We start from the raw sequence: 25,752 nt of genomic DNA, 5'->3' as shown, positions 1-25,752 counted from the left end.
ACTTACTCCTCGTCCTCTTTCTTCCGCAGCAGATCCGTTGCGAGATCCGACAGCTTCGGCGGCGGCAACGCCGCGAAGGGCAGCGGGCGCGTCACCTCGATCGCGGCCAATCCGAGTCGCGCCGTCAGCAATCCGTTGAGCACGCCTTCGCCCAGCCGCTGCGACAGCTTCGCTGCAATCCCGTGGCCCAGCATCTGCTGCACCAGGCTGTCGCTCGCGGCCATGCCGCCGGTGATGGCGAGATGGGCGATGACGTGGCGGAGCAGGCGGATCATGCCGAGCGTGCCGGGTCGGCCGCCATAGAGATAGGCGAGCTGGCGGATCAGACGCAGCGCGGCGACGAACACGAACATCACGTCGATCGCCGCGCGGGGCGAAACCGCCGTGACAATCGAGACCTTTTGCGCGGCTGACGACACCAGCCGTCGCGCCTCCACATCCAGCGGCGACATCAATTCGCGCTCGGCGAGGCGGATCATGTCGGCGCCGTCGATGATCTCGCCGGTGTGGCTCTCCAGCGTGGCGCGGGCGCGGGCGAGCTGCGGATTCTGGTGCGCGATCTTCAGGAGATCCTGCACGATGACGCGGCTCTCCTTGCGGTCGTCACTGGCAAGGACGGCGGCTGCGCGCTGATGCAGCTTTTCGATGGTCGCGAGGCGCGCCAATCCATACGCCTCGCGTCCGATCACCACCGCGAGCGCAAGCGCGGTGACGAACGCGAAGGCGAGCCCGACGAAGCCGAGGCTTTCGCTGCGTGCAAACAAATCCTCGATCAGATGAACCACGCCGAGCCCGACGCCGAGCAGCGTCAGCCCGGCAAGGCCGGACCAGAACAGCGCGCCCCAGGGAAGGCCGCGCCGCGCCGGAAGCGCCGGCGCGATCGGCACGGGCAATGTCGCTGGATCGTGCTCCGGCGTGATCTGGATGGTGGCCCGACCGAGCCGCGCCGTCTCGTCGGCCTCGGTGACGACGACGCCGGGATCGTCGAGGCGGAACGTCGCCGGCCGCCGCGGCGGGGATCGCTCGTTCATGAGAGCTTGTCTCCGATCAGGAACTGCAGGGCACGGTCGAGGCGGATGTGTGGCAGCGTCGGCTCGTCCGTCCCTTCGCGTTCGAGCTTTGGCGGGCGGAAGCGCAGGAAGCGGAAGTCGCTTTTCTCGGCGGCCCCGGTCGCGAGGCCGCGGAACGCATCCGTTCCGTTGAACAGCGGCTCGGGATCCAGGGGCAGGTCGCCGGGAAAGGTCGCAACCTCCGTGTTGCCGTCGAAGAACTCGCCGCCGGCGCTTTCGCCTGCGGCGGGCGTTCCCAGGATCGACGGCAATTTGTCGCGGCCATGCGCGACCTGCGCCTCGCGCGTGGCGCGCACCGCGGCAAGCGCCACCACGTCGATCGCCGCGCCGGTATTTTCCGCGCGTGCCACCGCCTGCGTCACGGCGCGGCGCAGCACGGCCTCGAGACGGTCGTGACTGGAATGATGCAGATGGTCCGCCTTGGTCGCCGCAAACAGGATGCGGTCGATGCGCGGCCGGAACAGGCTGGAGAGCAAGGTGCTGCGGCCGATGTTGAAGCAATCGAGAATGCCGGCGAGCGCGGCTTCGAGATCGTGCAGCGCCTCGGGTCCGGAGTTGAACGCGGCGAGCGCATCGGCCAGCACGATCTGGCGATCGAGGCGCGCAAAGTGATCGCGGAAGAACGGCCGCACCACGACGTCCTTGTAGGCTTCGAAGCGGCGCACCATCATCGCCCACAGCGAGCCGTCCGGCGCCTGGGCGCCGACGGGCACGTCGAGCGGCGCGAAGGTCAGCGCCGGGGAGCCTGCGAGATTGCCGGGCATCAGGAAGCGGCCGGGCGGCAACAGGCTCATGGCAAAGCGCTCGTCGCGGCACGCGCGCAAGTAATCGGTGAAGAGCTTTGCCGCTGTTAGCGTGGCCTGCTCGTCCTCGCGCGCCTCGGGCCTGAGCGTGGCGAGATGGGCGTGCCATTCGGCGGCAAGATGCGCGCGCGGCGCCTCGCGCGACAGCGCAAGACTCTCCACCGACCATTGCTCGTAGCTCTTTTGCAGCAGCGGCAGGTCGAGCAGCCACTCGCCGGGATAGTCGACGATGTCGAGCGTCAGGGTGCGGTCGGCGCCGTTGTGGCGCTGATAGTCGATGACGAGGCGCAGCTCGCTGATGTCGACGGTCGAGGTCGGCCAGTGCCGTTCCTCGACCAGCGCGCGCAGATGAGTCTCATAGGCAAAGCGCGGCACGGCATCGTCGGGCTGTGGCGCGAGGTGCGCCCGAGCGATCCGGCCCGAGGCATAGGCTTCGAACACCGGAAACCGGCCGCCGCGCGTCAGCCCATGGATCAGCGCGGTGATGAACACCGTCTTGCCGGCCCGCGACAGGCCGGTGACCCCGAGCCTTACCGTCGGATTGAAGAAGTGCTCGCCATAGTCGATCAGCGCCCGGGCCGACAGGCGCGCCTCTTCGACCATATCCTGAAAACTGAATGCCATGTGAACGTTAGGGGATCTCGGCGGGCGGAAACGTGAAGCTGTTCACAAAGGTGGCAATTGCGTGGGGAAAATCAAGCTTCATACTTCCACCGCCTTTGTCGGTAAATCAGCTGTTTGAACGACGCGCCGATCCCGAAAGACACATACAACGAGAGATTGACTCGCTTTGTGGATTGCCATGACCGTCTTCCAACTGAAACAGCTTGCATCCGATTCCGTCCATGCCGCGGCCGACGCGATCGGCTGGAACTACGACCGCGCAGAACTGATCGCCGACGGGGTCATTCATGCAGTCGGTGTATTTTTCGGTACCGTCGCCGCGACCGTTCTGGTGGTGCTTGCGGTGCTTTATGCCGACGCCACCGACATCGTCGGCGTCTCGATCTATGTCGCCGGCCTGCTCTCGATGCTGGTGTTGTCGGCGAGCTATAATCTCTGGCCGGTCTCGCCGGTCAAATGGCTGCTGCGGCGCTTCGACCATTCGGCGATCTATCTCCTGATCGCTGCGACCTACACGCCGTTCATCCTGGAGCTGAAGGACAGCGTCTTCGCGCTGGCGCTGCTCGTCTGCGTCTGGTGCGTGGCGATCGTCGGTATCGTGCTGAAGCTTCGCTATCCCGGCCGGTTCGACCGCGTCGCGGTCGGCATCTACCTCGCGATGGGCTGGAGCGGCGTGATGCTCTACGACGCCGTGGTCAAGGCGCTGCCCGCGCTGGTGCTGGGCTTCATACTTGCGGGCGGGCTGCTCTACAGCTTTGGCGTGATCTTCCACGCCTGGCGGCGGCTGCGCTTCCAGAATGCGATCTGGCATGGCTTTGTCTTGGCCGGTGCGGCGTGCCATTATACCGCAGTGCTCGACCTCGTGTTGAGCTGAGCAGGACCCGCGAAGCGGAATAAGCCGAGCGGTATAAGAGCGGTACGGGACAAGAGGAGACGTCGCATGCAGGTGACTGGCAAGGTCGTGGTCGTCACGGGCGGCGCAAACGGCATCGGCAAGGCGCTGTGCGAGGCGTTTCACAAGGCGGGCGCCGCCAAGGTCGTCGTCGCGGACATGGACGCCGCCAACGCAAGAGCCGTCGCTGCCATGGTTGATGGCGCGGCCTTCAGATGCGACGTCGCGCAGGAAAAAGAAATCGCCCACGTCATCGAGGAGACCGAGCGGCAGTTCGGCCCGATCGAGTTGTTCTGCTCCAATGCCGGCATCGGCGGCGGCTTCGATCCCATGTCGGTGAATGCCGGTGGTGCTTCGGATGAGCCGTGGCAGCGCAGCTGGGCGATCCACGTCATGGCCCATGTCTATGCGGCGCGGCATCTGGTCCCGCGGATGAAGGCGCGGGGCGGCGGCTATTTCCTCAACACGATCTCGGCCGCGGGCCTGCTGTCGCAGGTCGGCAGCCCTGCTTATTCCACCACCAAGCACGCCGCGGTGGGGTTTGCCGAGAACCTCGCGATCTCCCACAAGGCCGACAACATCAAGGTCTCGATCCTCTGCCCGCAGGGCGTCGACACCAACATGCTGCGCTCGATCCCCAAGGGCCCGCAATCCGGCGACGGCGATCTCACGCCCGAGCAGGTCGCCAGTGACGTGCTCGCGGGCCTCGCGCAGGAAACGTTCCTGATCCTGCCGCACCCCCAGGTGCTCGGCTACATGCGCAAGAAGACCGAGAACTACGACCGCTGGATCGGCGGCATGGCGAAGATCCAGGCCAGGATGCGGGAGGAGTTCGGGAAGTAGCCAACGGTGTTTCTACAGCTGACGCTGTCATGCCCCGCGAAGGCGGGGCATCCAGTACGCCGCGGCCTATCGATTGAACCACGACCGTCTCGGAGTACCGGATCGCCCGGTCAAGCCGGGCGATGACACCGTGAGTGCCCCTCACGCCGCCGACTGCGCCTCATCCTCCGCCCGGCTTTGCCGCAACGCCCGGGCATAGAGCATCATGCCCTCGCGCACCGTGCGCTGCTCGGCCTCCGTCAGCGCCGCCAGCGCGCCGCTCACCTGTCTCCGTCCGAACGCATGCAGCGCCTCCAGCGTGCGCCGGCCCTTGGCCGTCAGCGACAGCAGCTTGCTGCGTGCATCTCGCTCGTCAGGCGTCTCCTTCAGCTCACCGCAATCGATCAGCTTGCGCACCAGGCGGCTGACGCTGGATTTTTCCAGCCGCAGGAAATCGCCGAGCTCGCTGGAGGTCATCGGCCCGCGGATGCCGATCTCCAGAATGGTGTGCACGGCCGACGGCGGATAGTCCGACGCCGCCACCGTCGCGTCCATGAAGCCGAGCTCGCGCACCATCAGGCGCGAGGCGGCGCGGATGTCGTCGATCAGCGATAGCCCGGTCATCTTGACTCCCGGCATATAGTTGTATCATACAACTATATGCACAGGGCGGCGCGTGCAAGCGTTTTGGAGTGACCCATGAGCGGAATTTCCCCGGCTGGTCAGCGGATGAGGGACAAGGTCTGCCTGGTGACCGGCGGCGGCAGCGGCATCGGCCGCGCCACGGCCTTGCGGATGGCGTCCGAAGGCGCGGCAGCGATCATCGTTGCGGGGCGGCGCGAAGCGGAGATCGAGGCGACCGCGGCGGCATGCCGCGAGATCGGCACGGACGCGATCGCGCTCAAGACCGACATCACGCGCGAGGACGACGTGGCGCGCCTCGTCGGCACGGCCGTGAAGAGTTGCGGCCGGCTCGACGTTGCCTTCAACAATGCCGGCTTCCAGGAGCGCCGGGCGCCACTGGAAGAGCAGGGCATGGAGATCTACGACAGCGTGTTCGACACCAATGTCCGCGCGCTGTTCCTGTGCCTGCGCCACCAATTGCCGGCGATGCTGGCGCAAGGCCGCGGCAGCATAGTCGTCAATGCCTCAGTCAGCGGCGTACGCAATCCCAATCCCGGCTTCTCGCTCTATTCGGCCTCCAAGGCCGCGGCGATCTCGCTGACGCGCTCGGCCGCCATGGAGAACGCCCCGCGGGGCATCCGCATCAACGCCATCGCGCCCGGTCGCGTCGTCACCGACATGATGCTGCGCGCCGGCGTCGGCGATGTCGCGACGGTCAGCGCAGGCCTGCCGCTGCGGCGGATGGGGAGTCCGGAGGAAGTCGCGGAGGCCGTGGTGTGGCTGTCGTCGGACGCGTCGTCCTACGTGGTCGGCCACGTGCTGGCGGCGGACGGGGGATTTCTGGCGTCGTAGTTTTGCTTGCGGGTGGTGGCGCCAAACATTCAATGTCGTCCCGGCGAAGGCCGGGACCCATAACCCCAGGGAGGAGTTATGGTGCGACACTCCCACCACGAGTCCTCGCCAAACTCCTGCTTGTGGGTATGGGTCCCGGCCTTCGCCGGGACGACGATGTGGATATACCGCGCCGCCTAATGCTTCTGCCCGTACAGCACCGGCACCGCCGAATCCACGACCACCTCCACGAGGCTCGTGCCGTCGTACGCCATCCCGCACTTCAGCGCCTCAGCCAGCTCTGCGGCCTTGCTCACCCGCACCGCGTGGCAGCCCATGCCCTCGGCGAGCCGCACGAAGTCGATGCCCGGCAATTCCAGCCCGGGCACGTTCCTCACCTGCATCACCTGGCTGAACGAGCGCATCGCGCCGTAGCCTGAATTGTTGATGACGACGACGGTCAGCGGCAGCTTGCGTTGCGCGGCGGTCCACAGCGCCTGGATCGAATACATCGCCGAGCCGTCGCCGATCAGGCACACTGTGCGGCTCTTCGGCTTGCCGAGCGCCACGCCGACCGCGGCCGGCAGGCTGTAGCCGAGGCCGCCGCTCGCCATGGTGTAGAAACTGTCCTGGCCGCGCATCGGCATGAACTTCTGCATCGCCGGCCGGTGCGAGGGCACTTCCTCGACCAGCGATGCGCCATCAGGCATAGCCTGAGACAGCGAATGCAGCAGGAATTCGACCGGCAGCGGATCGGCGGCCTGCGGCGCCGGCGGCAGCGTGCGGCCTTTGGGCGCCGCGCGTTTGCTCTCCGGCAGCAGGTCGAGCAGCATGGTGAGCGCCGGCTTCATCGTGGCGACGATGCTGGTGCCGACCGGGGTCACCGCCGCGGCATCCGGATCATCCGTGATCTGGAAGATCGTCGCGCCGCCATCGAAGATCGCGGCGTGTCCCTCGACATGGAAGGTGAACACGGGTGCACCGACCACGACGACGAGATCGTGCTCGCGCAACGCGTCGGAGAGTTGCGCCGGCGAGGCATGCAGGAAGCCGGCGAACTGCGGATGTCGCTCGGGGAACGAGCAGCGCGCCGAGAACGGGCTGACCCAGACGCTCGCCTTGGCCTTCTCGGCGACGCGCACCATCAGATCGACCGCGCCGGCGCGGTCGACGCCGGGGCCGACGACGAGGGCTGGGTGTCTTGCGGAACCGAGTGCGGCAACCAGCGCCTTCATCGCCTCCGGATCGGGTCCGATCTCGCGGCTGACCTTGCGCGCCTCGACCGGTGCCGTGGCATGGGTCCAGTCGTCGATCGGGATCGAGACGAAGGTCGGCCCGCATGGCGGCTGTAGCGCGGTGTAATACGCGCGCGCGATCGCGGCCGGTACGTCCTCGGGCCGCGCCGGCTCGACACTGTATTTGACGTAGGGCCGCGGGAACTCCGAGGCGCGCTCGGCATAGAGGAACGCCTGCAAGGGGAGGATCGAGCGCGCCTGCTGGCCCGCGGTGATCACGAGCGGGGTCTGGTTGCGATGTGCGGTGTAGATGTTGCCGAGCGCGTTGCCGACGCCGGCGGCCGAATGCAGATTGACGAAGCCGGCATTGCGCGTCGCCTGCGCGTAGCCGTCGGCCATGCCGACCGCGGAGGCTTCCTGGAGCGCCAGCACGTAGTCGATGTCGTCGGGCCAGTCGCTGAGGAACGGCAGCTCGGTCGAGCCGGGATTGCCGAAGACGCGTCTGATGCCGAAGGCGCGCAGCAGGTCGATTGTCGCCTGCTTGACGGTGACGGATTTGCTGCCGGTCTTGCCGTTCTTGGACATGGTTTCCGTCCCTGTTGATTCCTCATCCCCGCGCAACGGCGAAGCCGTTGTCGCTGGGAGCGCGTCTTCGCGCGTCTCGAAGGATGAAGGCCCGGCTGGTGGCCTCGCCCTTCGAGACGCGCGCGTAGGGCGCGCTCCTCAGGGTGAGGGTCTAGATCGTCGCGTCGCCGCCCGCAATGACGACGTCGCCGCTACCACACCGCCGTGCCCTTCATCGTCGGCTGTCCCTCCGCATTCGCGGTCCACAGCTCCATGCCCGCCTCGGTCTCGTTGGCGTTGATGGAGAACTCCGTGCCTTCGAACAGCGGCTGAAGCCCGCGATAGGTAAACTTCTTCGGAGCCTTGCCGGCGCGAAGCCTGGCTGCCATCTCGATGATGAGCGCCGCTTGCAACGGGCCGTGGAAGATCAGGCCCGGATAGCCCTCGACCTTGGTGACGTAGTCGCGGTCGTAGTGAATGCGGTGGCCGTTGAAGGTCAGCGCCGAGTAGCGGAACAGCAGCACCGGATCGGACACATGCGTCTCGCGATGCTGCGCCTTGGGCGGCGGAGGCGGGGCCTTGGCGCCGGCAGGCGCGCCGCTCGTTATCTCGCGATAGACGATGTCCTGCCGCTCGCGGATGGCGACGCCGCGCGGTGAGGTCACGGTGTGCTCGACCGCGACGAAGCACAGCGTGCCGGTCGAGCCTGATTTCACCGTGACGTCGGCGATGCGCGAGGTCCGCGTCGATTCATCGCCGACGCGGAGTGGCCCCAGAAATTCGATCTCGCCGCCGGCCCACATCCGGCGCGGCAGCGGCACCGGCGGCAGGAAGCCGCCGCGCGTGGGGTGGCCGTCGGGCCCCAGCATCGACATCGGAAACACCGGCTGCGCCAGGCACCAGTGCACCGTGAACGGCGCGGCGTCGCCCTTCTTGGGCTCGCCGACCTCCTGGAACAGCGTCGCGCGCAGGCCCTTCACGAGCTGCGCGGTGACGATGTCGGTGGCCTCCGTGCTGCGGCCGATCCATTGCCTGAGATGATCGATGTCGAGCTTCTCGGTCATGACGCCTCGCTCTTGTTATTTCTTGGATGGACGTTCGCCGATGGCCGGCACGGCACCGTAAGCGCGGCTCTCGCCGACGATGATCGGCGCCGGCGCGGGATAGCTGACGCGGCCGTTCGGCGTGTCCACCTCGATGCGGCGCAGGTGCGGGTGGTTGGTGAGGTCGGCCATGGTGTTGACCTCGGCAAACGCGATGTCGGCGTCCGACAGGCGTTTGAGCAGTTCGTCGCGCGTCATCTTGCCGAAGGCATCCGCCACCGTCTTGTCGGTGAAGTCGCGGTTGCGCACGCGCTCGACCATGTTGGCGACGCGCGGATCGGCGGGCAGGTCCGGCTGGTCGAGCACCTTCACGCAGAGCGTCTTCCACTCCCGCTCGCTCTGGATCGAGATCAGGATGTCCTTGCCGTCTTTCGAGGTGAACACGCCATAGGGCGCGATCGAGGGATGGCGCAGGCCCATGCGCTTCGGCGGATTGCCGGCCTCGGAATTGAGCAGCGGCACGGTGCACCAGTCCGCCATCACGTCGAACATGGAAATGCGGATATCGGCGCCCTTGCCGGTGCGCCCGCGCGCGATCAGCGCCTCCAGGATCGCCGCATGCGCGGTGGCGCCGGTTGCGACGTCGACGATGGACATGCCGACGCGCGAGGCGCCGTCGGGATTGCCGGTGATCGAGGCCAGCCCGCTCTCGGCCTGGATCAGCAGATCATAGGCCTTGCGGTGCGCGTAAGGGCCCTCGTCGCCATAGCCGGTGATGGTGCAGGAGATCAGCTTCGGATAGTCCTTCAGGAGCCGCTCGCGCGAGAAGCCGAGCTTGTCCATCGAGCCCGGCTTGAGGTTCTGGATCAGCACGTCGGCGCTCGCGATCAGCTTCTCCAGCTCGGCGCAGCCTTCTTTCGTCGCGAGATCGACCACCGCCGACTGCTTGCCGCGGTTGAGCCAGACGAAATAGCTGCTCTGGCCCTTGGCCGCCGCGTCGTAGCCGCGGGCGAAATCGCCTTCGGGCCGCTCGATCTTGATGACTTCCGCGCCGGCATCCGCCAGCCGCGAGGAGCAGAACGGTGCCGCGACCGCCTGCTCGACCGCAATCACCCTGATCCCGTCAAGTGCTCCCATGATTGCTGCCTCAGTACGAGCGGGGCATGCCGAGCACGTGCTCGGCGACAAAGGACAGCACGAGGTTGGTCGAGATCGGCGCCACCTGGTAGAGCCGCGTCTCGCGGAATTTGCGCTCGACGTCGTATTCCTCGGCAAAGCCAAAGCCGCCATGGGTCTGGATGCAGGCATTGGCCGCTTCCCAGGACGCGTCCGCCGCGAGCATCTTGGCCATGTTGGCCTCGGCGCCGCAGTCGAGCCCGGCCTCGTATTTGCGTGTCGCCTCCTTCACCATCAGCTCGGCCGCGCGCATCGAGGCGTAGGCTTTCGCGATCGGAAACTGGATGCCTTGATTCTGGCCGATCGGCCGGCCGAAAACGCTGCGCTCCTTGGCATAGTTCGCGGCCTTCGCGATGAACCATTTGGCGTCGCCGACGCATTCGGCCGCGATCAGGATGCGCTCGGCATTCATGCCGGAGAGGATGTAGCGGAAGCCCTTGCCTTCCTCGCCGATCAGATTCTCCGCCGGCACCTTCATGTCGGTAAAGAACACTTCGGTGGTGGCGTGGTTCATCATGGTGCGGATCGGGCGGATCTCGAGGCCGTTGTTCTTGGCTTCGCGCATGTCGACGATGAACACCGAAAGGCCGTCGGTGCGCTTCTTGGCCTGCTCCTTCGGCGTGGTGCGCGCCAGCAGCACCATCAGGTCGGAATGCTCGGCGCGGCTGGTCCAGATCTTCTGGCCGTTGACGATGTAGCTGTCGTTGCCGTCCTTGCGCGCAAAGGTCTTCAGCGACGAGGTGTCGGTGCCGCTGGTCGGCTCGGTGACGCCGAAGGCCTGCAGGCGCAATTCGCCGCTCGCGATCTTCGGCAGATATTTTGCCTTCTGCTCGGCATTGCCGTGCCGCAGCACCGTGCCCATCGTGTACATCTGGGCGTGGCAGCCGCCGCCGTTGCACCCCGCACGCTGGATCTCTTCGAGGATCGCCGCCGCCGCGGAAAGCTTCAGGCCCGCGCCGCCATATTCCTCGGGGATCAGCACCGAGAGATAGCCGGCCGCGGTCAGCGCGTCGACGAAGGCCGTCGGGTAGGCCATCTCGCGATCGAGCTTGCGCCAGTATTCGCCGGGAAACTGCGCGCAGAGCTTTGCGACGGCTTCGCGGATATCGGCGTGATCTTCGGTGTGGTGTTCTTCACTCATGGCGTTTCCCGTTTGGTGCCGCAGTTAAGATAACGCCGGCCGATCCTCCGGCGTTGTGAAAACAACGCCAGCCCCCTATGCTCATTTGCTATAGCGTATGGAGTAGCCTTCCAGGATTGGCAAGCATGGATTTCCGACAGCTCAGGACCTTCAGTTGTGTGGCGGAGCTCGGCAGCCTCTCCAAGGCGTCCGACACGCTGCGCGTGGCGCAGCCGGCGCTCAGCCGCCAGATCAAGCTTCTGGAACACGAGCTGCGCGTCGAGCTGTTCACGCGCAACGGCCGCGGCATGGTGCTGACCGATGCCGGGCAGCTTCTGCTCGCTCGCACGTCCGGCATCGTGCGGCAGATCGACCAGATCCGCGACGACATCCAGTCGGCCAAGGGGCCGCCGTCCGGCCAGGTCGTGCTTGGCCTGGTTCCGACCGTGAGCTGCGTGCTCTCGGCGCGCTTCGCGCGGCGCTGCGTCGAGACATTTCCCGGCATTTCGCTGCGCATCGTCGAGAGCTACAGCGGCCACCTCGTCGAATGGCTGCACCGCGGCGAGATGGATCTCGCCATCCTCTACGGCCGCTCGGCGGATCTGCACCTCAATGTGCAGAGCCTCGGCCGCGACAACATCGTTGCGGTCGGCCCGCGCGGCTGCGGCCTCGCGCGCAAGAAGAGCGTCGATGTCGGCTGGCTGCTGCGGCAGCGGCTGGTGCTGCCCAGTCATTCCCACGGCCTCCGTGCGCTGATCGAGCACGCGGCCGCCCAGCGCAAGATCAAGCTCAACGTCCAGCTCGAGGCGGATTCGTTTCGCGTGCTGACGAGCCTCGTGGAGGAGGGGCTCGGTTTCGCGCTGCTGCCGCCCTCGTCGGTCCACGGCGAGGTCGCGGACGGGCGGCTGGAAACTGCCGTCGTGTCCAAGCCGATGACGCGCGAGCTCATTTTCGCTTCTCCGATCGACCGCCCGGCCTCGACGGCCTCGCTGGCCATCACCGCGCTCCTGCGCGAGGAAGTCGCCGCCTGCCGCAAGGAAGGGGTCTGGGACATCAAGTTGGCTTGAGTGCCGGTGCATTCTTCGCCTCTCCCCGCAGGCGGGGCGAGGGAGCGCACCGAGCGCGCGGTGAATGCTTAGGACACCAGCTAGCCGCCGACCCTTCGCTTTTGGCGCGACCTGTCATGCCGAAATTTTATAGCTGGGCCAGGGGCACGGCGAATTTGGTGCGCATGTGCATCCCGGAACTCGTCATTGCGAGCGCAGCGAAGCAATCCAGACTGTCTCCGCGGTGGGATTCTGGATTGCTTCGCTGCGCTCGCAATGACGGAGGATAGAGCCTACCCCGGTATCCGCACCGGCAGCGACTCGTATCCCTTGATGAAGCTCGAATAGATCCGCTTCGGCTCGCCCACCACCTCGATGCGGTCGAAGCGCTTCAGCATCTCCTCCCAGACGATCTTGAGCTGGAGCTCGGCGAGCCGCATGCCGACGCAGCGGTGGATGCCGAAGCCGAAGGAGAGGTGGGTGCGCGGCCGCGGGCGGTCGATGATGAACTCCTCGGGACGGTCGATCGCCTCCTCGTCGCGGTTGCCCGAGACGTACCACATCACGACGCGGTCGCCCTTCTTGATCTGCTTGCCGCCGATCTCGGTATCCTGCAGTGCGGTGCGCCGCATATGCGCGAGCGGCGTCTGCCAGCGGATCACCTCGGGCACCATGGTGTCGATCAGCGCAGGGTTGGCGCGCAGCTTGTCGTACTGCTCCGGGTTCTCGTTCAGCGCCAGCACCGAGCCGGTCATGGTGTTGCGCGTGGTGTCGTTGCCGCCGACGATGAGCAGGATGATGTTGCCCATGAGGTTGTCGGGGTCCATGAAGCGCGTGGCGTCGTTATGGGCCATCAGCGACAGCAGGTCGTTGCGCGGCGCGGAGTTGACGCGCTCGTTCCACAGCCTGGACATGTAGGCGTAGCATTCGTCCATCTCGCGGCGGCGCTCTTCGGCCGAGCCGACGATGCCGCTCTTGGGCAGCGCGGTGGAGACGTCGGACCAGCGGGTCAGCTTGCGCCGTTCCTCCCAGGGAAAGTCGAACAGGGTCGCCAGCATCTGCGTCGTCAGCTCGATCGAGACGCGCTCGACGAAATTGAAGGTCTCGTTGCGCGGCAGATTGTCGAGCACGGTCTGCGAGCGCTGGCGGATCAGCTTTGCCAGCTCGTCCAGATGCGTCGGCGTGAACATCGGCGACACCGTCTTGCGCTGCGCCGAATGCCGCGGCTGGTCCATCGCGATGAAGCTCGGATAGTCGTAGCCTTCCGGCACGTCGCGGATCGAGATGCCGCCGAGCGTCGAGTCGGAGGAGAAGAGGCCGTGATTGGTGTCGACATGCATGATGTCGTTGTATTTCACCACCGACCAGTAGGGCTCGATCGGGGCGTTGGTGCAATAATGCACCGGCTCTTCCTTGCGCAGCCGCTCGAACCACGGCCACAGCGTGTCGTCCTGGAACAGGCGTGGCGCGCCGGGGTGGAACTGCGCGAGCGGGGTCGCGTAGGCCTCCTCGCGCGCCTTGCGCATGCGTTCGGCCTTGTCCACTTTCACCGGCGTCTGGATGTTCATGGTCGTGGCTCCAGTTGTCGCTCTTCTTCCGCCTCTCCCCGCACTTGTCCGCCGAAGCTTTAGCGAAGGCGGATGCGGGGAGGGGAGGTCTCCTACGCCGTAATCTTGACCGGCAAGGTTTCAAGACCCTTTACGAAACTCGAATAGACCCGCTTGGGTTCGCCGACCACGTCGATATGATCGAAGCGCTTGAGGATCTCTTCCCAGATAATCTTGAGCTGGAGTTCGGCAAGCCGCAAGCCGACGCAGCGGTGGATGCCGAAGCCGAAGGAGAGATGCGTGCGCGGGCGGGCGCGGTCGATGATGAAATCGTAGGGCTTTTCGATCGCCTCCTCGTCGCGGTTACCAGAGACGTACCACATCACGACCTTGTCACCTTTCTTGATCTGCTTGCCGCGGAACTCGAAGTCGGACAGCGCGGTGCGGCGCATATGCGCGAGCGGCGTCTGCCAGCGGATCACTTCCGGCACGAAACTGTCGAGCAGATCAGGATTCTCGCGCAGCTTGCGATATTGTTCCGGATGCTGGCTCAGCGCGTAGATCGAGCCCGACATGGTGTTGCGGGTGGTGTCGTTGCCGCCGACGATCAAAAGGACGAGATTGCCGAGGAAGTTCTTTGCGTCCATGTCGCGCGTCGCTGCCCCATGCGCCATCATCGAGAGCAGATCGCTCTTCGGCGGCTGCTCGATGCGCTCCTTCCAGAGCCGCGCGAAATAGCCGGCGCATTCGGTCAGCTCGGCCTGCCGCTCGTCTTCGGTGGCGACGAGGCCGTCGGGGCCGGGAATGGTGGTGGCGACGTCCGACCAGCGCGTCAGCTTGCGGCGATCCTCCCAGGGGAAGTCGAACAGCACCGCGAGCATCTGCGTGGTGAGCTCGATCGAGACGCGATCGACCCAGTCGAACACCTCGCCGCGCGGCAGATTGTCGAGGCACTCGGCCGAGCGGGTGCGGATGCTGAGCGCGAGATTGTCCAGATGCGTCGGCGTGAACATCGGCGCCACGGTCTTGCGCTGTGCCGCATGGCGCGGCGGGTCCATCGAGATGAAGCTTTCGCGGCGCAAATCCGGATCGATGTCGCGGATGGTGATGCCGCCGAGGGCCGAGGCCGAGGAGAACACCGAATGGTTGGTCTCGATCTCCATGATGTCGTTGTAGCGCGTCACCGACCAGTACGGCCCGAACATCGAGTCCTTGCAGTAATGCACGGGGTCTTCACGGCGCAGGCGGTCGAAATAGGGCCAGAACGTATCGGTCCTGAACAATTCAGGATCGCCCGGATCGAATTGCTCCAGCGGCAGTGACGTGGCGCGCTCGCGCAATGCATCGAGCTTTGCCGTGCTTTCGATGGTCCCGTGCATGACCGCTCTCCCTGACATGAACCGCGCGTTCTCGTTGAATTCTGCGCTGCGGTATTTGATTTGCAATTACAGCCGGTTGTCTGCGTCGGGGCAAGGGCGAGTTTTGCCACATCCAACCTTTGGGTGAGGTGCGTAGCCCGGATGGAGCGGAGCGAAATCCGGGATTCGGGCCGCCAATCAAGCTGTCCCGGATTACGCTGCGCTCCATCCGGGCTACGGATCAGCAACTGTCACGCAGATGTGTCAACGTGATCTCCCGCACGCGGTTCGACGGGGAAACGTGCGAGAAATCGACGGGAAACGAGGCAAATCGAACCCGCCCATCTTGGGGATCGACCAATTCCTGATCTATAGTTTGACCGCAACAGGCCAACATCCCGAGGTTGCCGCCGTGAACGACATGCAATGGGCCCCCATCGGTTCCGAACCCGTCCCGCCGCCACTGCCGCCCACGCGGGTCGACTTCGCCGGCGACCGCTCCGTCTTCCGCAAGATGGTCACCAAGGGTGCCATGCTGGAGCTGGTCACTTTCGGCTTCTACCGGTTCTGGCTCGTCACCGACATCCGCCGTCACCTGTGGTCGAACACGTCGATCGACGGCGACGCCGCCGAATATACCGGCCGGGGCAAGGAATTGCTGATCGGCTTCCTGTTCGCGCTGGCGATCCTGGTGCCGATCTATCTCGCCTATTTCCTCATCGGTATCGAGTTCGAGCGCTGGCAGGGCTTCGCCTCGACGCCGCTGTTCATCAGCTTCTACGCCTTCGGCCAGTTCGCGATTTTTCGCGCGCGGCGATATCGCCTGACGCGCACGGTCTGGCGCGGCGTGCGGTTCTGGATGGACGGCTCGGGCTGGGCCTATTCGTTCCGCGCGATGGCGTGGGGCCTGCTGGTGTTCCTCACCCTCGGCCTGGCGCTGCCGTGGCGCGAGGCTTCGCTCGAACGCTACAAGATGCAGCACACCCATTACGGTGATCTCTCCGGCGATTTCGAAGGCGATGGCTGGACGTTCTTCAAGCGCGGCTGGTGGCTGTGGCTGCTCAGCCCGATCGCGATGGTCATCTTTCCGCTCGCCCCGTTCTTCTATGCCGAGTTCAAGGCGCGCGAATGGCGCTGGTGGCTCGACGGCATCCGCATCGGCGGCGTCAGCCTCTCCTCGGAGCTGCCGCATGATGCATTCTACGGCCTGTACTGGAAGGTGATCGGCTGGTGGATGCTGCTCTCGATCATTTTCGCCGCCTATCTCGGCGGCGCCACGATGCTCGTCGTCAAGCTGAGCGGCCTTCCGGTCGAGCAGGTGTTCGGTCCCGACAATACCGCCAAGAGCATCCCGATGCTGGTGATGATGGTCATCGGCTATTTTGCCGTGGCGCTTGCGGTCAACATCATCATGCGGGTCTATCTTCAGCGCGATCTCTGGGCCAAGGTGCTGGAGACCGTCGAGGTGCATAACATCGGGGCCGCGGCGGATGTGCGCGGCAGCGGCGAGCTCGCCAGCGCACTCGGCGAAGGCTTTGCCGACGGACTCGATGTCGCGGGATTCTGATCTGTGAGCGAGTTGTCCACCGAGGCTCCGGCGCAGTCCGCAAAGCCGACGATCTTCTTCGACGGCGTGTCGAGCCGCAGGCGGCAGGTGACGCTGACGCTCGGTGATGCCATCGAGATCGTTGAGGAGGGCGGGTCGCCGGTTCGCTGGGCCTATGCCGACATTCGCCGCGCCGACAGTCCGGCCGGTATCCTGCGTCTGGCCGCGACGTCCGCGCCGCCGCTGGCACGGCTGGAGATCCGCGATGCCGCGCTCGCGGCCGACGTGACCGTCCGCTGCATGCGTCTCGACGAGCACCAGACCACGCGCCGCGGTGTCGCGAAGATCGTCGGCTGGTCGGTGGCCGCCGCCGTCTCGATCGTCTGTGTCGTGCTGTTCGGCGTGCCGCTCGCCGCCGACCGCCTCGCGCCGCTGGTGCCGAAACCGATCGAGCGCCGCATTGGCGATGCGTCCGAGGTCCAGGTGAAGACCATCTTCGGCCGCCGCACGTGCGAAGACCCCGCGGGCAAGGCCGCGTTCACAAAGCTGGTCAACCGCCTGCGCGATGCGGCCGGCCTTGACGACGATGCCATGACCGCGGGCGTGCTGCCGACCTCGGTGCCGAATGCGTTCGCGCTGCCGGGCGGCAAGGTGTTCTTGTTGCAGGGCCTGCTCGACAAGGCCGAAAGCCCCGACGAGCTTGCCGGCATCCTCGCCCACGAGCTCGGCCATCTCAAGCATCACGACAACATGCGCGGCCTGATCTACAACGGCGGCACCTCGTTCCTGATCGGCCTGCTGTTCGGCGATGTCACCGGCTCATCCGCCGTGATCTTCGCCTCGCGCAGCGTGGTCGAGGCCTCCTATTCGCGCGAAGCGGAGACCGCCGCCGACACCTTCGCCATCGAGATCATGCACGCGCTCGGGCGCTCGCCGAAGCCCTCGGCCGAGCTGATGTTCCGCATCACCGGCAAGGAAGGCGGCTCCGGCTTCACCATCCTCGCCAGCCACCCGCTGACCGAGGACCGCCTCGCCCGCATGACCAGGGAAGATCGCCCCGCCAGCGGCCCGCCGCTGCTGACTGACACGGAGTGGCAGGCGCTGAAGGGCATTTGCGGCAGCGGGAAGATCTGAGCTTCCGCGCTATCGCGTGCCGTAGGCGCGGTCGCCGGCGTCGCCAAGGCCCGGCAAAATAAAGCCGTTCTCGTCGAGACCCTCGTCCACCGCCGCCGTCCAGACCGGCACGTCAGGATGCAACCCGCGCAGCCGCTCTAACCCTTCCGGTGCGGCGATCAGGCAGGCGAGGCGAATGTCCTTGGCGCCGCGCTCCTTCAGCCGGTCGATGGCGGCGACGGCCGTGTTGGCGGTGGCGACCACCGGCGTCACGACGATCGCCAGCCGTTCGCCGAGGTCGGACGGCGATTTGAAGAAATATTCGACCGCGGCAAAGCTGTGCGGCTCGCGGTAGAGCCCGATATGCGCGACGCGGGCGGTCGGCACCAGATCCATCATGCCGTCGACGAAGGTGGTGCCGGCGCGCAGCATCGGCACGAATACCAGCTTCTTGCCGGCGATCTTGGCCGAGTGCATCGTCGCCAGCGGCGTCTCGATGACGGTATCGGCGAGCGGCAGGTCGCGCGTCACCTCGTAGCACAACAGCATGCCGATCTCCTTGATCAGCTCCCGAAACGACTTGGTGGAGATGGATTTGTCCCGCACCAGCGTCAGCTTGTGCTGCACCAGCGGATGATCGACGATCGTGACGCCTTCCATGATCGGATGCTCCTGAAATTCATCAAGTGAATGCGGTAGGGCGGCAACTGCGAGCTAGAAAACCGTGCCGTCGCTGATCACCTTGAGCGGCGGCGAGCCGTCGGGACGGCGTGCAAAGGCGATGGCGCGACCCGCGGCCCAGGTGCCGCCTTCCAGGATGCTGGCGAGCGGCAAGGTTTCAGGCGTGCGGCCGAGCTTGATGCGAACCAGTCCGGCAAGCCGATCCAGCAGCGCGACGGTCAGCGCGCGCCACTCCACGACGAGCAGGGAATCCACCGCATGCGCGCGCCCGGCATCCGCGGCATCGCGCAGGCGCAGCACCTCGTGGTCGACGAACAGGCCGCCATTGCGGTATTCGGCAAGTCCGGTCAGGCCGTCGATGTCGGTGACCGCAAATCCGGCGCGCTGGAGCGGTTCGATCAGCGAATAGCTGAGCCATTGCGACAGCTTGTGCAGAGGCACGAGGCCGGCGGTCGCATCGTCAGCCTTGATTGCCGGATGGCGCCAGCAATCGCCGAGCGGAATCCCCGCAAGCTCCAGCCGCGACGGCCAGATCGGCCCGAGCTGGTTCAGCACCGCCGACAGGATGGCGGGTGCAGCGACAGCACCGCCGACAGCGTGCGCCGCGATGTGGTCGAACAGGCCGCCGGGCCGCGGCGTATCGTGCAGTCCAAAGATCTCTGGACGGTCCGCCACCTGCCTGCCCAGGCGCCGCAGCAGATCCGTGCGTCCGTCGAGGCCGAGCAGCGGATTGGCGTCGCTGACCTGAAACGCAGAGGTGAGCGCGGCAAGCGGCAGTTTTGCGAGCACGTCCGCGTCGGCCCTGAAAGGCGCGCGGGCATCACCGGAGAAGAGGCCGCTTGCGAACATGTCGAGGCTTGCGATGGCGAGCCCCTCGGATCGGCCGATGCTTTCGCCCGTCACCGCGTCACGATAGCGCCAGGCAGCGCCGGCGCCGGCATCGAGCAGCACGCTGACGATGGCAAGGTCGAACTCCGCGCGCGCCCGCGCGGCGCGATCCGGCCATGATGCGGCGTCCGCCAGCCGCGCCCAGCGATCGACGCCGCCGAGCACAAAATGCCGCCAGCGCGCATGGAAGGGCACGGCCAGCGTCGGATAGGCTTTTCGCGTGACCGCGAGCACGGCATCGGCAACGCCGTCCATGCGGTCGAGATCGATCGTGAAGTGGTTGAGCCCGCCGTCAAGGCCAAGCTCGAGCATCTGCCCGGCGCGCGCGCGAACCGCTGTTGCGGTGAGCAGCGAACGGGCCTGTTGTTCTCCAGTGTCCGCCATCAATCGATCAGTATTTTTCCAGCGAACGCCCGACCACGCCATTGACGTCCTTCTCCGGCGCGATGTCGGTCGAGTAATAGCCGGCGGCCTTCTTGGCGGCGATCTCGACATAGGCGTCGGCCGGGATCAGCTCGGGCGGAATCGGCACGCGCTCGACGATGTCGATACCCTGCGAGGTCAGCGCGTCGTGCTTCATGTCGCTCATCGACAGGAAGCGGTCGATGCGCTTCAGGCCCAGCCAGTGGATGGTGTCCGGCATCAACTGCTGGAAGCGTGCATCCTGGACGCCGGCGACACATTCGGTGCGCTCGAAATAGGCGGCGGCCGCGTCGCCGTCCTCCTGGCGCTTGCGGGCGTTGTAGACCAGGAATTTGGTGACCTCGCCGAGCGCGCGGCCTTCCTTGCGGTTGTAGACGACGAGCCCGAGCCCGCCCTCCTGCGCGCCGCGCGCGGATTCCTCGATGCCGTGGATGAGGTAGGGCCGGCAGGTGCAGATATCAGAGCCGAACACGTCGGAGCCGTTGCATTCGTCGTGCACGCGGCAGGTGATCTTGGTGCGATGGTCCGGCAACTTGGTGACGTCGCCGAACATGTAGACGGTGGTGCCGCCGATCGGCGGCAGGAACACCTTCATGTCCGGCCGCGTCACGAGCTCCGGGAACATGCCGGCGGTCTGCTCGAACAGCGTGCGCCGCAGCTCGGTCTCGCCGGTGCCGAAGCGCTCGGCGAGGCCCGGCAGATACCAGACCGGGTCGATCGCGATCTTCACCACCGAGACGCTGCCATTGGCGTGCACGACCTCGCCGTCGGCGCGCAAGCGCTTGGCGGCCAGCGCCTCGCGGATCTCCGGCAGGTCGAGCCGGGCGCGCGTCACCGCGATGCTCGGGCGGATGTCGGAGCCCTCGGCGATCTCCTTGCCAAAGTTCTCGGCGACCAGATGCCCCCAGGGGTCGAGCGCGACGATCTTGGCGGGATCGTTCCATTGCGGAAACGGCCCGATGGTCGCCGCCGGAAACGTGTTGGTGAGGTCGGGACGCCGGATAGGGTCGAGCGCGCCGGCGGAGACGGCGAGCGCGCGGTACATCGCATAGGAGCCGCCATGGCTGCCGATCACGTTGCGATCCCCGGCGCGCGACACCGTGCCGATGATCGGCCCGCGGGCGCGCGCGTCGGCTGCGCCCCAATGGATCGGAAAGGCGGCCTTCCTGCCCGGCTCCGGATGGGAGGTCAGGCGGATGTGATCGGTACGGTTCGCGCGGCTCATGTCCAGGCTCCCAAAAAGCCAACGGCCCGCCGCTCGGACGGGCCTGGCTCACTTTGCGTTACCGATGCGGAGCACCGGCGGCGCAAGCTCAATCCAACATATTGTAGCGGCCGACGGCGACAGACAAGTTAATGCTGCTGCGCCCGGCAGGCGTTCATCGCCAAATTCCGTCATCGGCGAACCGGTCCGGTCCGCGTGAATCCCGCCCCCTCGCTCCGGTCGAACCTTGCCGTTCGATCCGCGGGATAGCTCTAATGATTTGAAATAGTTTTAGTTTTTCTGTTTTCAAGAGGCGTCGCGGCAGTTGCGTCGCGGCTGGACAAATCGTATATAATCAGACAAATCGTATAGATCGTCTTTGCCCCCTGGAGACCGCCATGCCCGCCGCCAGCTACATCGAGCCTCGCACCGGAAAGCTCTATCCGCTCGACCAGCCACGCTGGTGCTCGGACGCGCGTACGCCGCTGTTGGTGACGCCGGGGGCAGGGATGTCGCGCGAGGAGGTCGAGCCGCGTACGCGATCGCTGTGGCGCTACCGGGCGGCGCTGCCGGTCGAGATCAAAAATCCGATCACGCTCGGCGAGGGTTGCACGCCGCTGGTGCAGCAGGCGTGGGGGGACCTGCGCCCGTTGTTCAAGCTCGAATGGTTCAACCCGACCGGCAGCTTCAAGGACCGCGGCTCCTCCGTGATGCTGTCCTTCCTGCGGCAGATCGGCGTCGACGCCATACTGGAGGACTCTTCCGGCAATGGCGGCTCGTCGATGGCGGGGTTGGGCGCCGCAGGCGGCATGCGCGTGAAGATTTTGGCGCCGGCCTCGACCTCGCCTGCCAAGATCGCGCAGGTGCGCGCCTATGGAGCGGCGGTGCAGCTCGTCGAAGGCCCGCGCGAGGAATCGGAGGCCGAGGCGATCCGTCAGTCGAGCCAGACATTTTACGCCAGCCACAACTGGCAGCCGTTCTTCCTCGAAGGCACCAAATCGCTCGCCTATGAAATCTGGGAAGACCTCGGCTTCCGCGCCCCCGACAACGTCATCGTGCCTGTCGGCGCCGGCAGCAGCCTTTTGGGTTGCGCCTTCGGTTTCCGCGAGCTGCTGAAAGCCGGGCAGATCACGAAGCTGCCGCGGCTGTTCGCGGCGCAGCCGCTCAACTGCTCGCCGATCGATGCGAGCTTCAAGGCCGGCGTCGATACGCCTGTCGCGCGCGAGGTCAACAAGACCATCGCTGAGGGCACCGCGATCAAGAACCCCCTGCGCCTGCGCGAAATCATCGCCGCTCTGCGCGAGAGCGGCGGCGGCACCGTGGCGCTGGCCGAGGACGAGATCGTCGCCGCCCTGCGGCGTCTTGCACGGCAAGGATTGTTCGCCGAGCCGACCAGCGCCAGCGCAGCCGCCGCGCTGGACAAACTCTCCGCCGCTGGCGCCATCAAGGCGAACGAGACCACGGTCGCGGTGCTCACCGGCACGGGGCTGAAGGCCGCGACCACCGTTGTCGATCTCGTGCAGTAGGGCCGGGCGATGAGCCGCAGCAGATCGTCAGTCCCGATCAAGACCGCCGCCGAACGAAAATTGCTGTTCGACCAGTTGCAGCAGATCGCGCAAGGGCTGGGGGAGACCTTTGCGCCGTTCTGCGAGGTCGTGCTGCACGATCTCACCGATCCCAGGAATGCGATCGTCGCCATTCACAACAACCTGTCGGGCCGCAAGGTCGGCCAGGGCGCGACTGAACTTGGCCTCGCCCGCATCGCCGATCCCGACTATCCGCAGGTGATTGCGAACTACGCCAACAGCTTTGCCGACGGACGGCAGGCCAAGAGCACCTCGATCGGCATCAAGGGCGCGGACGGTGCTTACGTCGCCGCGCTCTGCCTCAACGTCGACCTGACGCTGTTCCAGGGTTTACAGAGCGCGATCGGCCAGTTCGTCAGCGTCGATGCGCAAAACGGCCCGCGCGAATCCCTCACCCCCGTCGGCGCCGACGCGATCCGCGCCCATATCGACCGGTTCGCCGCGCGCCGCGCCACCACGCCCCGCGCGCTCACCACGGAAGACCGCCGCAGCCTGCTGCGCGAATTGCGCGACGCCGGCTGCATGCAGGTTCGCCGTTCCTCCGACATCATCGCCGCCCATCTCGGCGTGTCGCGCGCCACGGTGTATGCCGATGCGAGGTGAGGCGGCGCGCCAGCCGGAACGCAGTGCCGTTGCTACCATCAGCCCGCCTTGAACCTTCGGCGTCCGTCGCCCGCCTCATGGAGATCGACCCTCGAGCGATGGGAGAGTTCCATGACCGCACAGGATCCGTTTGCAGGCTTCAAGGCCGTCCAGAAGGAAGCCTGGTCGCTGTTCACGCCGATGGAAGTTTTCACGACTCCGGCCGCCGCCAAGCTCGTTGGTTTTGCCGGCGTTGCCGCCGGCCAAAGGCTGCTCGACGTCGGATGCGGCACCGGCGTTGTCGCGATCACGGCGGCACGCCGCGGTGCCACGGTCAGGGGTCTCGACCTGTCGCCGGTTCTGATCGAGCGCGCCCGCGAGCACGCGCAACTGGCGAACCTCGATGTCGACTTCGTCGACGGCGATGCGGAAAGCCTGCCCTATGGCGACAACGAGTTCGACGTGGTGCTCAGCCAGTTCGGCCACATGTTCGCGCCGCGTCCGGACGTTGCCATCGGCGAGATGCTGCGCGTGCTGAAGCCAGGCGGCACCATCGCCTTCTCCACCTGGCCGCCGCATCTGTATGTCGGACGGATGTTCGCGATGATCGGCCGCCATCTGCCGCCGCCCGAGGGCGTGGCATCGCCGGTGTTGTGGGGCGATCCGAAAATCGTCGCCGAGCGTCTCGCCGGGAAAGCGAAGGGTGTCTCTTTCGAGATGGACATGATGACGCCGTCCGCACTCAGCCCGCAGCATTTCCGCCGCACCATGGAGGCGACGATCGGGCCCTTGATCAAGCTCGTCGCCCAGTACAAGGACGAGCCGGACAGGCTCAAGAGCTTCGGTGCCGAGTTCGAGGCGCTGATCTCGGAGTATTTCGACGCCGGCCAAAACGTGATGCGCCAGCAATTTCTGATGACCAAGGCAAGGAAGGCGTGAGGAGGCGAGAGCATCCTTGGCCGTTGCTCTGCGGCCCATCCTTCGAGACGCCGCCTTTGGCGGGCCCTCAGGATGAGGACGGAGTGCGCGGCAGCAATTTCGACCGGCAAAGATGCCGCTCAGCCTCATCCTGAGGAGACCGCTGGAAGCGGTCGTCTCGAAGGACGAGGCGTGCGCTCAGGCCCCTGCCAAGAAGTCACATGCGATAGCCCCTCCCCTCCAGGGGAGGGGCAGAGGCAGCAATCGTGTCGCCTCACTCCTTCAGATCGTTCACCCGCTTTACCCAGGCGCGCACATCCGCGAGCACGTCCGGCAGCACCGCCTTGACCTCCGGCACGGTCATGCCGGCCTTGATGCGGGGGTCGTAGAGCAGGTTGAGGATGTATTGGTCGTAGACGTCGAAATAGCCCATCGAAACGTTGTCGTTGAACATGGTCCAGGGCACGCTCGTCGTGTCGTTGATCGGACCAAGCGACTGCAACAGCTCCTCATAGGCGCAGTCGAGGAAGGTGAAGTCGCCGTTGTCGACGGTGAGGATGACGTCGGAATGCTCGATCTCGAAATTGTCGTTCTTGCGGAAGCCGGACAGGCATTGCGGATCGAGCGAGGCGCGGATCTCGCGCGCCTTCTCCGCGCCGTAGAAGCTCGAGATGGTGCGGAAGAGATCGCGGTCGCGCACGAGCTTCACCCGCACGTTCGCCGCCTCGCTGCTGTCGGTCATGGCGATGTCGAGATGCTGCACGCGCCTGCCGATGTCGGCGACGACCTTGGCGAGCTGCGCCTTGCGATCGGCGCGGTCGCTCTCGGCGAACACGCGCACCGGCCCGTCGAACTTGCGGATGCGGTCGACGCGGCCGGCGAGATGGTATTCGGCGCCGAAAGCGGTCTTGAGAAAGCCCTCGACGATCTCGCTGTCGGTAAAGCTCTTCGTCTCGGCGCGCTGGCGCGAGGCGATCGCGGGCAATTCGCCCGCGGCGGCCATGGTAGCGGTGTCAGGCACACAGGTGAGCGCCGCGAGCGCCAGGAGGGCGATGCGAAGGCCACGCGCGGGTGGGTTCAATGCGCTCATCGTCACCCGACGCTGCCGTATTCGCGTCGCGCGCACAAGACCGCAAATTCACGCGCGCCGCGGGTTCCCGCAGTTCGACGGCCGGCTAGTTGTTGAGCACGACCACGGTGGTGCCGACCGAGACGCGGCTGTAGAGGTCGCTGACGTCGTCATTGGTCATGCGGAAGCAGCCTGAAGATACCGCCTGGCCGATCGTCTCGGGCTCGTTGGAGCCGTGGATGCGGTACAGCGTCGAGCCGAGATACATCGCGCGCGCGCCGAGCGGGTTCTCGATGCCGCCCTTCATGTGGCGCGGCAGGTCGGGCCGGCGAGACAGCATCTGCGACGGCGGCGTCCAGTCCGGCCATTCCTTCTTGGCGGTGATCCTGTGCACCCCGCCCCAGCGGAAGCCGTCGCGGCCGACGCCGATGCCGTAGCGCAGCGCCTGGCCGTTCTGGAGCACCAGATAGAGCCGGCGCTCGGTCGTGTTCACCACGATCGTGCCGGGCGCGTAATTGGTCGGATACATCACGGTGGAGCGGGGAATCGGGCTCGCGCCGCCGCCGCCGAGATAGCCGGTTGAGCTGGTGCCTGTGAAGTCTATCATCCCCGCCGCGGATGCGTCGGCCGCACCAGCCAGCAAGAGCGCCATGGCGGCAATCGGCGCGGCAAAAAACCGGATCATTGTTTCCCCCAGCAAAAAATCGATTCAACGAACGTCACAGGCCATATTTGCCGGCATTTCGCAAGCCACGGCCCCGTGAGGCAGGTCAACCTTAACGAATGCCGTTACCAAATCGGCAACCGGGCCAATTTGCCGGAAAACATTAGAGCGTTTTCAAGCGAAGTGGATACCGGCTCGCACAAAGAAAACGCGTCAAAACAAGAATCTAACGCTCCGTTCCGATTCCATCGGAACGGGGCGTTAGCCAAACCAGCGCGTCGTCATGCGGGGCAGGGCCGCGATGCCGGCTATTGCTTTGACGA

23 protein-coding genes are annotated in these 25,752 nt (G+C 65.9%); 9 read left to right on the top strand and 14 right to left on the bottom strand.

Annotation, left to right across the window (positions count from 1 at the left end; genetic code table 11):
- Positions 1-2 precede the first annotated feature (2 nt).
- Positions 3-1,031, bottom strand: coding sequence for a YcjF family protein (locus tag E4K65_RS31950; RefSeq protein WP_135177513.1), 1,029 nt, complete (start codon positions 1,029-1,031; stop codon positions 3-5).
- Positions 1,028-2,497, bottom strand: coding sequence for a YcjX family GTP-binding protein (locus E4K65_RS31945; RefSeq protein ID WP_135177512.1), 1,470 nt, complete (start codon positions 2,495-2,497; stop codon positions 1,028-1,030). The genes E4K65_RS31950 and E4K65_RS31945 overlap by 4 nt, the downstream gene beginning before the upstream one ends.
- 178 nt (positions 2,498-2,675) lie before the next feature.
- Between E4K65_RS31945 and trhA the strand changes: the two genes are divergently transcribed.
- Complete coding sequence (trhA, locus tag E4K65_RS31940) at positions 2,676-3,371, top strand: PAQR family membrane homeostasis protein TrhA (RefSeq protein WP_027547154.1); 696 nt, start codon at positions 2,676-2,678, stop codon at positions 3,369-3,371.
- Positions 3,372-3,437: 66 nt separating this feature from the next.
- Positions 3,438-4,232 (top strand): SDR family oxidoreductase, encoded by a 795-nt coding sequence (locus E4K65_RS31935; protein ID WP_135177511.1) that lies wholly within the window; start codon positions 3,438-3,440, stop codon positions 4,230-4,232.
- A gap of 141 nt (positions 4,233-4,373) precedes the next feature.
- On the opposite strand, the gene E4K65_RS31925 is transcribed toward E4K65_RS31935, so the two are convergent.
- A complete protein-coding gene (locus E4K65_RS31925; protein ID WP_167771307.1) occupies positions 4,374-4,835 on the bottom strand; it encodes a MarR family winged helix-turn-helix transcriptional regulator in 462 nt (153 codons plus the stop codon).
- Positions 4,836-4,910: 75 nt separating this feature from the next.
- Between E4K65_RS31925 and E4K65_RS31920 the strand changes: the two genes are divergently transcribed.
- Positions 4,911-5,687 (top strand): SDR family NAD(P)-dependent oxidoreductase, encoded by a 777-nt coding sequence (locus E4K65_RS31920; RefSeq protein WP_135177509.1) that lies wholly within the window; start codon positions 4,911-4,913, stop codon positions 5,685-5,687.
- A 176-nt stretch (positions 5,688-5,863) separates the two neighbouring features.
- Here the strand turns inward: E4K65_RS31920 and mdlC are convergent, their stop codons facing one another.
- The 4 genes from mdlC to E4K65_RS31900 all read right to left on the bottom strand — a co-directional run bounded on the left by mdlC (position 5,864) and on the right by E4K65_RS31900 (position 10,825).
- Entirely contained in the window at positions 5,864-7,486 is a 1,623-nt protein-coding gene (gene mdlC / locus E4K65_RS31915; RefSeq protein ID WP_135177508.1) for a benzoylformate decarboxylase, read from the bottom strand.
- A gap of 191 nt (positions 7,487-7,677) precedes the next feature.
- Positions 7,678-8,529, bottom strand: a complete 852-nt coding sequence (locus E4K65_RS31910) for an HTD2 family dehydratase (protein WP_135177507.1) — start codon at positions 8,527-8,529, stop codon at positions 7,678-7,680.
- A gap of 15 nt (positions 8,530-8,544) precedes the next feature.
- Complete coding sequence (locus tag E4K65_RS31905; protein ID WP_135177506.1) at positions 8,545-9,645, bottom strand: CaiB/BaiF CoA transferase family protein; 1,101 nt, start codon at positions 9,643-9,645, stop codon at positions 8,545-8,547.
- A gap of 10 nt (positions 9,646-9,655) precedes the next feature.
- Entirely contained in the window at positions 9,656-10,825 is a 1,170-nt protein-coding gene (locus E4K65_RS31900) for an acyl-CoA dehydrogenase family protein (protein ID WP_135177505.1), read from the bottom strand.
- 125 nt (positions 10,826-10,950) lie between these two features.
- On the opposite strand from E4K65_RS31900, the gene E4K65_RS31895 reads away from it, so the two are divergent.
- A complete protein-coding gene (locus E4K65_RS31895) occupies positions 10,951-11,871 on the top strand; it encodes a LysR substrate-binding domain-containing protein (RefSeq protein ID WP_135177504.1) in 921 nt (306 codons plus the stop codon).
- 272 nt (positions 11,872-12,143) lie between these two features.
- Here E4K65_RS31895 and E4K65_RS31890 read toward each other — a convergent pair whose 3' ends face one another.
- Together E4K65_RS31890 and E4K65_RS31885 are read right to left on the bottom strand one after the other, a co-directional pair.
- Positions 12,144-13,418, bottom strand: coding sequence for a cytochrome P450 (locus E4K65_RS31890; protein ID WP_135177503.1), 1,275 nt, complete (start codon positions 13,416-13,418; stop codon positions 12,144-12,146).
- A gap of 92 nt (positions 13,419-13,510) precedes the next feature.
- The gene (locus E4K65_RS31885) at positions 13,511-14,776 is read right to left on the bottom strand and encodes a cytochrome P450 (protein WP_135177502.1); all 1,266 of its coding nucleotides are present in this window, start codon (positions 14,774-14,776) and stop codon (positions 13,511-13,513) included.
- A 391-nt stretch (positions 14,777-15,167) separates the two neighbouring features.
- Here E4K65_RS31885 and E4K65_RS31880 point away from each other — a divergent pair, with 391 nt between their 5' ends.
- Together E4K65_RS31880 and E4K65_RS31875 are read left to right on the top strand one after the other, a co-directional pair.
- Complete coding sequence (locus tag E4K65_RS31880; protein WP_167771306.1) at positions 15,168-16,322, top strand: YjgN family protein; 1,155 nt, start codon at positions 15,168-15,170, stop codon at positions 16,320-16,322.
- Positions 16,323-16,325: 3 nt separating this feature from the next.
- Complete coding sequence (locus tag E4K65_RS31875) at positions 16,326-17,435, top strand: M48 family metallopeptidase (protein ID WP_135177500.1); 1,110 nt, start codon at positions 16,326-16,328, stop codon at positions 17,433-17,435.
- Between the two features lie 9 nt (positions 17,436-17,444).
- On the opposite strand, the gene upp is transcribed toward E4K65_RS31875, so the two are convergent.
- From upp to E4K65_RS31860, 3 genes are read right to left on the bottom strand one after another with little or no spacing between them, the layout of a single operon-like run.
- A complete protein-coding gene (upp, locus tag E4K65_RS31870) occupies positions 17,445-18,074 on the bottom strand; it encodes a uracil phosphoribosyltransferase (protein ID WP_027548356.1) in 630 nt (209 codons plus the stop codon).
- A 54-nt stretch (positions 18,075-18,128) separates the two neighbouring features.
- Positions 18,129-19,367: a URC4/urg3 family protein gene (locus E4K65_RS31865; RefSeq protein ID WP_135177499.1), complete on the bottom strand. Its 1,239-nt coding sequence runs from the start codon at positions 19,365-19,367 to the stop codon at positions 18,129-18,131.
- A gap of 7 nt (positions 19,368-19,374) precedes the next feature.
- Complete coding sequence (locus E4K65_RS31860; protein WP_135177498.1) at positions 19,375-20,631, bottom strand: GTP cyclohydrolase II; 1,257 nt, start codon at positions 20,629-20,631, stop codon at positions 19,375-19,377.
- Between the two features lie 377 nt (positions 20,632-21,008).
- On the opposite strand from E4K65_RS31860, the gene E4K65_RS31855 reads away from it, so the two are divergent.
- The 3 genes from E4K65_RS31855 to E4K65_RS31845 all read left to right on the top strand — a co-directional run bounded on the left by E4K65_RS31855 (position 21,009) and on the right by E4K65_RS31845 (position 23,717).
- The gene (locus E4K65_RS31855; protein WP_135177497.1) at positions 21,009-22,136 is read left to right on the top strand and encodes a threonine synthase; all 1,128 of its coding nucleotides are present in this window, start codon (positions 21,009-21,011) and stop codon (positions 22,134-22,136) included.
- 9 nt (positions 22,137-22,145) lie between these two features.
- Positions 22,146-22,799 (top strand): helix-turn-helix transcriptional regulator, encoded by a 654-nt coding sequence (locus E4K65_RS31850; RefSeq protein ID WP_135177496.1) that lies wholly within the window; start codon positions 22,146-22,148, stop codon positions 22,797-22,799.
- A 111-nt stretch (positions 22,800-22,910) separates the two neighbouring features.
- Positions 22,911-23,717, top strand: a complete 807-nt coding sequence (locus E4K65_RS31845) for a class I SAM-dependent methyltransferase (RefSeq protein WP_135177495.1) — start codon at positions 22,911-22,913, stop codon at positions 23,715-23,717.
- Between the two features lie 253 nt (positions 23,718-23,970).
- On the opposite strand, the gene E4K65_RS31840 is transcribed toward E4K65_RS31845, so the two are convergent.
- On the bottom strand, positions 23,971-24,786 hold the full coding sequence (locus E4K65_RS31840) for a DUF2927 domain-containing protein (protein ID WP_167771305.1): 816 nt from the start codon (positions 24,784-24,786) through the stop codon (positions 23,971-23,973).
- Between the two features lie 85 nt (positions 24,787-24,871).
- Complete coding sequence (locus tag E4K65_RS31835; RefSeq protein WP_404559184.1) at positions 24,872-25,372, bottom strand: L,D-transpeptidase; 501 nt, start codon at positions 25,370-25,372, stop codon at positions 24,872-24,874.
- Positions 25,373-25,752: the final 380 nt, after the last annotated feature.

Origin of the sequence: Bradyrhizobium niftali, from assembly GCF_004571025.1 — a bacterium.
Classification (GTDB): Bacteria; Pseudomonadota; Alphaproteobacteria; order Rhizobiales; family Xanthobacteraceae; genus Bradyrhizobium; species Bradyrhizobium niftali.
This window is presented reverse-complemented; position numbering and strand designations above follow the sequence as displayed.